Genomic DNA, 12,902 nt, shown 5'->3' with positions numbered 1-12,902 from the left:
TACAAGCAAGGATAATAAGTTTACAAACAAGGGTTGTAACTTTAAAGAAAAGCATTACTGCTTTTATATAATTTTGCTAATTACGCAACTATAGAATAAGATTTACAAACAAAAATATCGAGTTTGATACTGTCTTAATTATTCAGAAGAATGTAAATAAAATAATTTAAGTTCTACTTGCGTAAAGTGTAGCTAAGGTGTTGCCTACAACGGTTCTCGGCTTTGTTTCAGTGGCTTTGATTAAGCACTTACCAAAGCAAATATAAAACAAATTTATGATTCATAGAGGTTTTTCCGAAGGAAAAACCAAGCTTAAGCCATTGAACAAAACCGGTGTTATCTCAACTACAAAACTGCAAGTACCCTTTTGCACTTAAAGTGCTGTTATAATTGACTTTAGAAAATTTGAAAGAACAAAATGAAGCAGTAAAAAGCATCAAAATACTTGTTTTGTTGTACCAATTGTTGTACTTTAGTACTCCGTTGCACTAGAATGAAAACCCAATGAAATCAATACTTTCACTCCTTTGCATTAGATTACAAATGTAGTATAACAATTCTATTTATCAAGCAGTATGGCATCAATTAAATTAATACTTCGTGTCAATCAAAAAGACCAAGCTGGGCATAGCCCTTTGTACATCCGAATTATAAAAGATAGAAAAACGAAATTTATCACTGCTGGAATCAAGCTAAAGGAGAGCGAGTGGGATGAAGGAAAGCAGAGAGTTAAGAAGAACTATCCTAATAGTGCTAGAATGAATGCCAACCTAGCTAAAAAAGTAGCAGATGCTGAAGCCGAACTAGCAGACCTGGAACGCAAGGTGAAAACCATTTCAGTAAAAAGGATAAAAGAAGCCATCAAGGGAAAAGAAGTACCAAACTTTTTTGATTATGCCTATAATCGAGTAGAGAAAAACAAATGTAATTTATCTGTTTCCTCATACAGAGGATATAAAACCTATTTGGGAAAATTTGAAAAATACACAAAAACGAGGGATGTGTTTTTTGATGACATTACAGTTTCTTTACTATTGGACTACATGAGTCATATGGGAAACAAATTAGGCAATGGTAATACTACGCAACGTTATTCTATAATGATTCTGGCAATCATGTTTAAAGATGCCATTAAAGAAGAAATTATTCCAGATTATATGTATCCATTCAACAAACTGAAACTAAAGAAAGACAAAAGCAAAAGACAATTTTTAAAGAAAGACCAGATTGAAAAAATAGCTAATGCAGAACTTAAAGAAGGTTCAAATACTTGTATAGCTAGAGATATGTTTTTGTTTTCAATTTATGCCGGTGGATTACGTTTTAGTGATGTAGTCGAATTTCAAGTCAAAAACTTTAACCAGGAAGAAAACAGAATAAAAAAAGTAATTCGTAAAACAGGAAGATTACATCAATTTAAAATTGGTAAAGTAGCTTTGGATATCATTCAGAAATACAAAAAAGAGAAACCTGATCCAGAAGACTTCATATTTCCAATTATAAAATTCGGACAACAATTTTTAAGCAATGCCGATTATCGTTTTGACATTACAAGCAGAACCAACAAAGCAGCTAATTTCCAAATCCAGAAGTTAGCAACAAAATTAGAAATCACTACAAAAGTTTCGTTTCACATTAGTCGACACACATTTGCAACAAATGCTTTAAATAATGGAATGAGAATAGAACACGTGAGTAAATTAATGGACCACAACGACATCAGCACAACTCAGATATATGCCAAAATCATCAGCGAAGAATTAGACCAAGCAGTTGACAAATACATCTACTAAAAAACTTCGAGAGTAGAAATGACTCTCGTTTTCATTACGAAGGTAATTTTTATCATTTTTTACTCTCGAAAATCATTTCGAAGGTAATTTTTTACTATTTTTACTCTCGAAAACAAAACGAAGGTAAATATGACTCTCGTTGAAGTATTAAAATTAATAGCTTATGAGCACCAATTATAACCCAGAAGTAGCCTATAATGAATTACCATTATTGCCACCGAAAATTGATTTAGAATCAAAAGTAATTTTAAAAAAACTAATTACTTCAAGTCGAGCTTTGTCAGAACTGAAAGGTGCCATTACCAATTTACCAAACCCAACATTGTTTATTGACACCATCAATTTGCAAGAAGCGCAAGCCAGTTCGGCAATTGAAAACATCATTACAACACAAGATGAATTGTTCATGGCTTCCATAGCGGAAAAGAAATACGACAATCCAGCTACCAAAGAAGTAATGCATTACAAAGACGCTTTATGGTTTGGTTTTCAAGAAATCGAAAAACGTCCAATACTGAACACCAACTTGTTTATTAAATTGGCGCAAATTATTAAGGAAAATACTGCTGCAATCAGAAACGCACCTGGAACACAATTAAAAAATCCAGCAACTGGCAAAGTCATTTATACACCACCAGAAGGAGAAAATACAATTCGTGAGAAATTAAAAAACTTAGAAGACTTCATCCATGCGCAAGACGAAATAGATCCATTAGTAAAAATGGCAATCATTCATTACCAGTTCGAAGCCATACATCCTTTTTTTGATGGAAACGGAAGAACCGGTCGAATCATCTTATTGTTATATTTAAAATTTTCAGGATTATTAGATTTACCGGCATTGTACATGAGTAATTACATCATCGACAACAAAGCAGCTTACTACAATAATTTAAGAAAAGTTACAGAAGAAGGAAACTGGGAAGATTGGATTATCTACATGTTAGATATGGTCGAAAGCACAGCACTAAAAGGAAGAAAGCAAATAGCAGCTATTGAAAACTTGATGAATAGTATGGCTGCAGAAATACAACAAGAACTGCCAAAAGTATATTCAAAAGACCTTGTAGAAGCCTTATTTAGATTGCCCTATACAAAACGACAACAACTAGAAGCAGAAGGACTAGCATCACTAAAAACCATTGGAAATTATTTGATAGCTTTAGAAGAAAAAGGCTTTTTAAAAAGTGAAGCAGTAGGTAAAGAAAAAATATACATCAATTACAGATTATTAGCAATTTTGAAACAGTAACAGGATCAAAAATTAACAAACCAAATAAGGTTAAAATCAAAACAATATTTTGCACTAATTTGCGTTATTTTCGTGTTAAATAATTTGTAATCATTTCTTTACCGAATTGTTAATAAATTAATTTAAAATCCTTACTTAAAGGATTTTTTTTTATTTCTAATTTAGCAGAATTGAAAACATAATATTCAATAATAATCTAGTTGATTGGTAGTTGCGCGTGATTTTAAACTAAAAATTACAAGAGATTAAGCAATAAATAAGGGGAATCAAAAACTAAAAACTAACTACTAATACCAATCAAATTACTTGCATTCTAATCTCGATAATATAAAAACAGCTCCGTTTACGGAATACGTTACGACCTCTTCTGAGCAGTCTACAAACCCACTATTGGATATAGTTATTGAAGATAAAGTGACAGTAGAAAAATATTGTTTTGCCTTATTGAATAAGGTTTTCAATTTGCCACAGTCCAAATTTCCTAAGTTTATAAACTATCAGACAGACCTTGTACAAGACGAACTAAAATGGTTGAACAAGTTTGAAAAATTATTAGGTTTAAATGAAAATCTATTTCTATCGGGTTCTTGCTTATGTCGATTCAATAAGATGTTACATTACATTGAAAAGAAAAGAGACGAAGTGCAATCTTTGAGAGTAAGAGCAGCTAAAAAAGGAACTCCAAAAAGACTAATCAATGCCGAAGCTGAAGACAGACATTTTTCATTCCATGAAGTAAAAGAGTATGTAGAAAAACTAACAGATTTTGATGAAAAATTAATCTACTTAACAGAAGAAATATTTGAATACAAACAAGCGGATATTATTTACATAAATAGTAAACTACAACCATACAACGATCAATGCAGTTTTTTAATTGAAAAATTGCAAACCATTCGTAGTATGAAATCGAATAGAGAGAAAGAAAAAGACCAGGACAAAGAAGCTGCTAATTCAAAAGCAACACCAAAAATGCAAATTCAGTTAAACGGTCCAATCAATATAATTACAAATGCTTTCAAACAAATGATGGTAAATGTAAAACCAAACGGTACAGCTTATATTCCATATAAAATCAAAGATGTGGCCCAATTTATCTGCGATAATTTTGTAGACGAAAATGGTCAACCATTATCTCAAGCTACAATTCAGACCTATCTTTCACCAAATCGCACCGACAAAGACCCAAATAGTGATGCAGCCGTAAAGTTCTAGTTAGATTTTGCTTTCAAAAGCAATTTCAAAGAGTCAACAAGAATAACACTTCACAAACAATTTAGTCCGATAAGACCAAATAAGTCTAATCGGACTTTTTTCTTTTTCTTCCATTTGCACCATAACTTTTAAAATATGTAAAAAATGGAAGCAATTATCTTCACAAAAGAACAATTCACAGAACTAATTACAAAATTAGACGTAATTCAATCCCAAATTAGTCTAAAAGCAGATCCCAAAAAAGAAACCTTTATCGACAATCAAGAGTTATTACAACTCATGAAAATTTCAAAAAGAACAGCACAAACCTGGAGAGACGAAGGTAAAATCTCATTCAGTCAAGTAGGAAGTAAAATCTATTACAAACTATCTGACGTAGAAAAACTATTGCAAGAACACTACAACAAATCTTTTAAAGGAAAGTAGAATCAATAAACCATAGGTTTATAATCACACAATCAAAGCATTCATAATTCATAATTAATAATTCATAATTAACTTATGGTAACAGTTTTTAAAAACTTCAACGAAGTAGTAGAACACAAAAAAACAGAAGAAATACTTCAAGAAATCAAAACAGGAAAGTACAAACATGCAATAGTTTATTTACGTAAATCACTAAAAGAAAAAAAAGAAGAAGCCTACAACAAAGCCAAAAAAGCATTACCTGCATTCACACCTTCAGGTAAATTTATTGGTGGTAGAAAAATGGATTTTTTAAACGAATATTCAAATTGCATTATTTTAGACATTGACAAACTAAGTGAAACAGATTTACAAAAAGCAAAACATACAGCAAATCAAAGCCAATACACATGGGCAAGTTTCATCAGTCCATCAGGTAACGGATTAAAAATTCTAGTAAAAATAGAAACACCAGAAACCCAACACAAAGAAACCTTTCTAAAAGTCCAAGCCCATTATGAAGAACTCCTAAAACTAGAAATAGACAAATCCGGAAAAGACATAACCAGACTATGTTTTTATTCCTGGGATGAAAACCTATACCACAATCCCGAAGCTAAAACCTTTGTCACTTTGAGAGAAGTGGAAATGCCTCTTAAAAACGTTTGTCATCCTGAGCTTGCGAAAGGAACTCAAATAACCGAAAACAATGAGGTTATTTACAACCACTGCATAAAATTCACCGAAAAAAAAGTGCAATTCGCGAATGGTAGCCGCAACGTATTCGTACACCAATTAGCCTGTAACCTAAACCGAAAAGGAGTAGCATTACAAGAAGCATTAGGTTTTATTCTAACAGATTTTGGATATGATGAAAAAGAAGTAACCCAAGCAGTCCAAAGTGCCTACGGAAACATACACGAATTCGCAAACGATAAAAACGAAAAGCCAATTAAAAAGAACAATGTCACTCTGAGCCTGTCGAAGAGCTTTGATGATACCGAAGACGACGAAGACAAACCCAAACCAACCCAAATTGACCGTTTAGAACTATTCTTATCAACTAGATATGTATTTCGTCATAATATTGTTTCAGGTAAATTAGAGTTCCAATATTACGGTAAAAAGAAGTGGAATGTGATGAACGACTTTATCGAAAACTCAATGCTTCGTGAATGTCTAAAAGGTAGAATCAGAACAAATTTATCTTCATTAAGAAACTTATTAAATTCCGATTTCTGTCCCTTATTCAATCCGTTCCAGGACTACTTCGACAATTTACCAGAATACGATGAAAAAGAAGATTACATCACACAATTAGCCAACACAATAACCACAACAAAACAAGACCTTTGGCAAGAATGTTTCAAAAAATGGATAGTAGCAATGGTAGGTTGTGTATTAGATGATAAAGTCATAAATCACACCGTAATCGTATTCAGCGGAAAACAAGGATTAGGAAAAACAACTTGGGTAGAAAAAATCGTTCCAAAGCAATTAAAAGAATATCTATTTTCTGGAACCATAAACCCAAATAACAAAGATACTTTAGTACAATTATCAGAATGTATGTTAATCAACTTAGACGAACTAGAAAACCTAAACCGTTCAGAAATCGGAAGCTTAAAAGAGATCATTACAAAAACGCAAATCAGAATGAGAAAAGCTTACGGACACAACAATGAAACTATGCCAAGAAGGGCATCTTTCGCAGGAAGTGTCAACACAGCTCAGTTCTTAAACGACAGTACAGGAAGTAGAAGGTTTCTTTGTTTTGAATTAGAAGGCATCCAATACCAACACGAAGTAGATATTAATCTGGTATTTTCCCAAGCTTTGTTTCTTTTCAAAAGTGGATTCAGACATTGGTTCGACCAAGAAGAAATCAAAAATATAAGCGAAAACAATGAACAATACCAACTAAGAAGTCCAGAAGAAGAACTACTATTAACCTGGTTCGAACCTTGCGAAAAAGAAAAAGCAACACTATTCCTAAACGCATCACAAATAGCAGCAATTTTAGCCGAAAGAACAAAACTAAACCTAAACGATGGAACAATAAACAAATTAGGAAAAGCATTAAAAAAACACAATTTCATAAGACTAAAGAAAAACGGTATATTTGTATATGCTTTAATAGAAAACACCTACGAAGAAGTAGATAATAAAAACAAAACAGTCTAGCTTTCCCCTCCTTCTGGAGGGGTGCCCAAAGGGCGGGGTGGTAATAGTAGTAAACAAACTTATTATCCACTTCATCAATAAAACACCTTTATCAAATCCTACAAAATTTATTATATTAAAACATCCAATCTGTGGCTGAAGTTATTCTTTAGCCACTTTTTCATTACAGAAACTGCCAACTGCTGCTGCCAACTGAACACTAAAAAAGAACAGGGTAAGCAGGGTAACCAAAAAACAACACAAACATTTTCTGTTTTTTTTTATTTCTAACTTTTGGGTAATATCAGAATAATGTAACGCATTTCAATAAAGTAGATAGATTTGTTTGCACTCAAAAATCCATATAAATCAGACTTTTTATGCTGAATTTATTTAAGAATCTTTTATTCAAAAAGTGCTTACCCTCCTTACCCTAATTACATTGTTAATAAAGTGATTGGAAAATGTTTACAATATGTTCATTATATTGCACTCTTATACACTTGTTTTAGTATATTTGTTTACTTAGTTTTATGTAGGTTAAATAGTAAAAGTTTTATGAAAGTGAATCCAAATAGTTTAGAAAACACAATAGAGAGTCATCTCTATAATTGTCGTATAAAAATGGGTGAGTCAATAAGGAAAATTAGAGAAGAAAAAGGATACAATCAAGAACAGTTAGCCGAAATAATGAAAGTTAACAGAACTACCATTTCCAAAATTGAAAGTGGAAAGTTCAATTGTAGTTTAGATTATTTGTCTAAATTTTCATGGTACTTGGGTTTTGAAATAACAATAAATGACAATAAAAATAATTAAATATATATATGAGTAATTATACTTTTATAGATCTATTTGCAGGTTGTGGTGGTTTGAGTGAAGGATTCTATAAACAAGGCTTTAAAAGCTTAACACACGTAGAATTTGATTCACATGCGTGTAAAACTTTAAAAACAAGAATGTTGCATTATGGTTATTCTGATGAAGAAGCGTCTGTTTTGGAAAAAGATATTACTAATGATAATATCATAGAGCAAATTCAAGCTGAAATAAAAGCAAAAAAAGTTGATATAGTTATTGGAGGTCCTCCTTGTCAAAGCTTTTCTACTCTTGGTAGAGCCAAAGATGATAAAGGAATGGCTGATGATCCACGTAATTATTTATTTGAAAGCTATGTTAAAATATTAAATCATTTTGAACCTAAGGTGTTTGTTTTTGAAAATGTTACTGGTCTCTTGAGTGCAAAACTAAAAGGGAAGCCAATTATAGATAAAATTTTAAAAGAACTTGGGAAAAAATATAATCTAATAAAGGATTCAGAGAATATGGTTCTTAATTCTTGTGATTATGGTGTGCCACAAATTAGAAAAAGAGTTATTTTAATCGGTACAAGAAAAGATTTGTCTATAAAACCATCTGAAATTTATGATGGTATTATTAAAACGCATTATGGTCCTGAAAATAAAATGAATTCAAAAAATAATTTAAAGAAATACGTAACTGTTAAAGATGCGATTTCAGATTTACCATTCATTAAACCTGGAGAAGGTAATATAATTGTTAAGCATAAAGTCAAAGAACAAAATGAATATCTACAAAAAATTAGAAATGAAAATGATACAATGATTAGGGATCATGTTTCAAGAACTCATAATGAACTAGATAGACTTCGTTATAAAACAATGAGTAAAAATAAATGGACTTTTACTGAACTATTGGAAAAAAAACCAGACCTAAATCATATAAAACAAAGGGTTTTCAATAATAGTTATACAGTTCAATGGTGGGATCAACCTTCTAAAACTATTATAGCACATTTATATAAAGATGGTAATCAATTCATACATCCAGATTACAAACAAGAACGAACTATAACTCCTCGAGAAGCTGCAAGATTGCAATCTTTTCCAGATGATTTTGTTTTTGAAGGCTCACGAACTCAACAATATAAACAAATAGGAAATGCTGTTCCTCCATTAATGGCAGAAGCTATTGCAAAGAGTATAAAAAACACATTAGAAAAAGTAGAGAATGTTCAATAGAATTTCAGAAATAAAAGATTTAAATACTAAAAAATTCTTTATTGAAAAGGTTATGCTATTCAATAAATTAGTTAAAGTATTTGCAGAAAAAAATAAAATATCAATTGAATTATTTAATGAAAAAAGTGAATTAGTTATAGTGAAAAAACTAAAAGAACTTAACATTATTGAATCTGAAAAAGATCTTAAAGAATTAGAAAAATTATTAAAAAAAGATTTATTTGATGATTTTATAGAATGTGTTAAATTCACAATAGTTAATAAAGATAAACTAGACAGTTCATTAGATAAGCTAGATTTTCAAAAAAGAAAATTATTGCAACAAAGTTCTAAAGAAAAAAATAAACCAAAAATAGTTGATTTTTTCTGTGGTGCTGGAGGTTTAAGTTTAGGGTTTGCTCAAGAGGGATTTCATACTGAATTGGCGAATGATCATGAAGGAGTATGTATTGAAACTTATAAATATAATCATCCGGAGATACCAGAAAATAAAGTAATTCAAGGAGATATCAGAAAGATTGTTGATCATTTAGATAACTATATTGAAAATGAAATAGATGTTGTAATTGGAGGTCCTCCATGCCAAGGTTTTAGCTCTGCAAATCAGCAAAGGGTTATAGATGATCCAAGGAATGAACTTTATAAATACTTTATCAAGGCAGTTGAAAAAATAGCTCCTAAAATGGTTGTTATGGAAAATGTAAGAGGTATGCTTCCATATGCTGAGCAAGTTGTAGAAGATTATCAAAATATCAGCATTACAAAAAATGGTAATAATTACACATATAAAATTTCATATAAAGTACTTGTATCTAATGATTTTGGTGTAGCACAAAAAAGACAAAGATTAATTTTTATAGCAATTAGAAATGATATAGTAAAAAGTAAAAAAATCAAACCTTCAAAACTTTTTGAGGAGATTGAGAATGCTGCACAGAAAAGCAAAAAGCATGTTTTAAAAGATGCATTAGAATATATAAAGCCTCTTGATGCTCCAAGAATTAAGAATTTGACCGAAGTGGATGATGAAACTACTGGAAAAAAGATTGATAATAATCTATTTTTAGGGAATGAAAATAGTTATTTAAAATTGATTAATCAAAATAGAAAAATCCCGTATGTTTTTAATCATAAAGCCAGATATACTAACGATATAAACTATGAAATATATAGAATTTTAGATCAAGGGGATGATGGTACTAATGAAAAGATAAAAGACATAATGCCTTATGCCCATCGTAATCATGTTTTTAAAGATAAATATTTTAAATTAGTTGCGGATAAACCAAGTAGGACAATAACGGCTCATTTAAAAATGGATTGTCATTCACATATTCATCCTTTCCAAATAAGAAGTATAACTCCAAGAGAAGCGGCAAGAATTCAATCTTTTCCTGATGATTATGTTTTTTTAGGAGCATATTTAAAAACATATATGCAAATAGGGAATGCAGTTCCACCAGTGATGGCGAGAGGGATAGCAAGAGAAATAAAAAAACACTTAGAATAAAATGAAGATAAAACAATTTATTAAAAGTTTGAATAATACTGAGGTAGGAAAAGGGGGAACTCATGAGTGTTATGTTCTAGTTTCAAAAAAAGTGCCTGATATCGAAAATATATTTGATTTAAATAATTTCAAACCAAAATTTTATAACCTAAAGAATGGTGGGATTATTAATTCAGTGCATATTACAAAAGGAGGTGAGTTTAGAATTAATGGTTTAGGTGATTTTTATAGAAACAATAATGTTAATGCTGGAGATGAAATTCTTTTTGAAAGAAGAGATACCCAAGATTCCACTGAGTTTTTTATTGATTTAAATATTAAAACTAACATTATAACTTTTCAAAAAAACAGTAAAGGATTTGAAGTTTTAAATATGGACCGTTTAACAAGACACTTGAATGGTAAGAAATATGAGCTTAAAGGTTTTTTTAATGATAATTTTCAAGATATTAAAATTGAGTTTAAGGAATCTTCAAGAAAAAGATCTGATTCTCCAGAAATGACCGATTTTTACAATATTATAGTGTCTGATAAAAATATTCTAAATGAATTTAAAAGCAATGATTTTTTAGTTTTAGAAGAATTACCTAATCAAACTACGTTAAAAAAAGTTGTTGTTTGGCAAAAATATGAATTTCAATTATAAAAATAATTATGACAAAGCATTATATAGTTTCAATAGATTCTTTAATTAAAACTTTTTCACGAGTTGAATCAGGAAAAGAATTTGATTTTATTATTAAGACTGAAAGTACAAATCTTGAAGATGAAGTAATAGCTATTGGCGATAAAATTTTAGCAACAATTGATGATAATGTGTATTATCATTTTGTTGTAAATGAAGTGTCAAATCATTCATTAAAGCTTAAAAAAACTTTTGAAATTGAGAAAAGTATTGGTATTATTTATGATACAATTGGTGTTTTTGAAATCTTAAGTAAAGAAGATTATGATTCAATATGCACAAATTTATTTTCTGATTTTAATGATGTTAGCGAATTGTCTGTACAAGAATTTGATGCAGTTGATTTAAAGGCAACGTTTGCAGATTGGCTTTTCAATCAAGGTAAATATAAACGAGTATACAAAGAAGATAAAGAAGTTTTAGTTAATAAATTAAATGAATTTGAAATAGCTTATGAAAAAGATTTTGGATTATTAATTTTTGACAATGAAAATTTTACATTAGAAACTATTATTGATGAACTTGAAACAAATGTGATTGATGAAACTACTGAAATAGGAGATATTGATAGGAGAACAGTTGGAAATGGTTCTGTTAAAGCAATCTTAGGACGAAATAATTATATTAAATTCTTAAAAAATTTATTAGTTCAGCAAAGAAAAAAAGTTTCTGTTATCTCAGAAAATATAACTCTTGAAAAACAAGTGAACTTTAAAATTTCTTATTTTCAAGATTCTTGTGAAAAGGCTGGTTTAAATTATAATGATGTTCTAATTCTACGATTTATTTCTTCACTTTCTTCAAAACCTTTTGTAATTCTTAGTGGTTTATCAGGTTCTGGAAAAACCAAAATAGCCCAAAGCTTTGTACAATGGATTTGTGATAACGATACACAATACAAAATAGTTCCTGTTGGTGCTGATTGGACCAATCGTGAACCTTTAGTTGGTTATCCCAATGGTTTAGTTTCAGAAGAATACATCACACCAGATAGTGGAGTAATTCATTTGTTATTAGAGGCTGTAAAAACTGGAAATGAAAACAAACCGTTCTTTTTAATCTTAGACGAAATGAACCTGAGTCATGTAGAACGTTATTTTGCAGACTTTTTGAGCATCATGGAATCAAAAGATACCATAAAATTATATACTGGAAATACAAGAGAAAGTTTAGATGGTCTACCTATTCCTTTAGAAATAGGCTGGCCTAAAAATGTATTCATTATCGGTACTGTTAATATTGACGAGACAACTTATATGTTCAGTCCAAAAGTGTTAGACAGAGCCAATGTAATTGAGTTTAGAATAACAGAGGATGAAATTGCTAACTTTTTAGATAACCCAAGCATTCCTGATTTATCAAAACTAACAAAACAAGGGGCAAACATGGCTGAAAATTTTTTAGCTATTGCTGCAACATCAGATACAGTTAAAAATGAGGAACTAACAAATAATTTAAATTTATTTTTCTCTGAACTAAAAAAAGTAGGAGCTGAATTTGGTTATCGTACCGCTAGTGAAATAATGCAATTAGTATCAAAATTAAAGGCATTGGATGCTACAATTGAAAACAACGAATGTTTAGATATCGCCATCATGCAAAAAATGTTACCAAAATTGCATGGTTCTAGAAGTAAATTAGTAAAAGTATTAATTGCTTTAGCTGCTTTATGTATCGAGGATAAACAAAAAGAAGAATTTGTTAAAAATTTTGATACTCATTTCAAAAACGACTTTGATGGCATTGATGTTAAATTCAAAATTTCATTTGAAAAACTAATCAGAATGTATAAAAATGTACTAGCTAATGGATTTACAAGTTATGCAGAAGCCTAATA

General features: G+C 30.1%; 10 protein-coding genes. All 10 read left to right on the top strand.

The window, feature by feature from the left end:
* Nucleotides 1-575 precede the first annotated feature (575 nt).
* Entirely contained in the window at nucleotides 576-1,793 is a 1,218-nt protein-coding gene (locus tag G507_RS0108745) for a site-specific integrase (RefSeq protein WP_026717142.1), read from the top strand.
* A gap of 163 nt (nucleotides 1,794-1,956) precedes the next feature.
* Complete coding sequence (locus G507_RS0108740; protein ID WP_026717141.1) at nucleotides 1,957-3,045, top strand: Fic family protein; 1,089 nt, start codon at nucleotides 1,957-1,959, stop codon at nucleotides 3,043-3,045.
* A gap of 306 nt (nucleotides 3,046-3,351) precedes the next feature.
* Entirely contained in the window at nucleotides 3,352-4,260 is a 909-nt protein-coding gene (locus tag G507_RS0108735) for a hypothetical protein (protein WP_157496540.1), read from the top strand.
* A gap of 144 nt (nucleotides 4,261-4,404) precedes the next feature.
* On the top strand, nucleotides 4,405-4,686 hold the full coding sequence (locus tag G507_RS0108730; RefSeq protein WP_026717139.1) for a helix-turn-helix domain-containing protein: 282 nt from the start codon (nucleotides 4,405-4,407) through the stop codon (nucleotides 4,684-4,686).
* Nucleotides 4,687-4,761: 75 nt separating this feature from the next.
* The gene (locus G507_RS0108725) at nucleotides 4,762-6,849 is read left to right on the top strand and encodes a VapE domain-containing protein (RefSeq protein WP_026717138.1); all 2,088 of its coding nucleotides are present in this window, start codon (nucleotides 4,762-4,764) and stop codon (nucleotides 6,847-6,849) included.
* A gap of 603 nt (nucleotides 6,850-7,452) precedes the next feature.
* Nucleotides 7,453-7,647: a helix-turn-helix transcriptional regulator gene (locus G507_RS16670; protein ID WP_169627285.1), complete on the top strand. Its 195-nt coding sequence runs from the start codon at nucleotides 7,453-7,455 to the stop codon at nucleotides 7,645-7,647.
* A gap of 8 nt (nucleotides 7,648-7,655) precedes the next feature.
* Nucleotides 7,656-8,870: a DNA cytosine methyltransferase gene (locus G507_RS0108715; RefSeq protein WP_035665919.1), complete on the top strand. Its 1,215-nt coding sequence runs from the start codon at nucleotides 7,656-7,658 to the stop codon at nucleotides 8,868-8,870.
* Nucleotides 8,860-10,380, top strand: coding sequence for a DNA cytosine methyltransferase (locus G507_RS0108710; RefSeq protein WP_035665916.1), 1,521 nt, complete (start codon nucleotides 8,860-8,862; stop codon nucleotides 10,378-10,380). Before G507_RS0108715 ends, G507_RS0108710 begins: the two co-directional genes overlap by 11 nt.
* A 1-nt stretch (nucleotide 10,381) precedes the next feature.
* Entirely contained in the window at nucleotides 10,382-11,026 is a 645-nt protein-coding gene (locus tag G507_RS0108705; protein WP_026717135.1) for a hypothetical protein, read from the top strand.
* A gap of 8 nt (nucleotides 11,027-11,034) precedes the next feature.
* Entirely contained in the window at nucleotides 11,035-12,900 is a 1,866-nt protein-coding gene (locus tag G507_RS17335) for an McrB family protein (RefSeq protein WP_051191555.1), read from the top strand.
* The last annotated feature ends 2 nt before the right edge of the window (nucleotides 12,901-12,902 follow it).

This window comes from Flavobacterium gelidilacus DSM 15343 (genome assembly GCF_000422685.1).
Taxonomy (GTDB): domain Bacteria; phylum Bacteroidota; class Bacteroidia; order Flavobacteriales; family Flavobacteriaceae; genus Flavobacterium; species Flavobacterium gelidilacus.
This window is presented reverse-complemented; position numbering and strand designations above follow the sequence as displayed.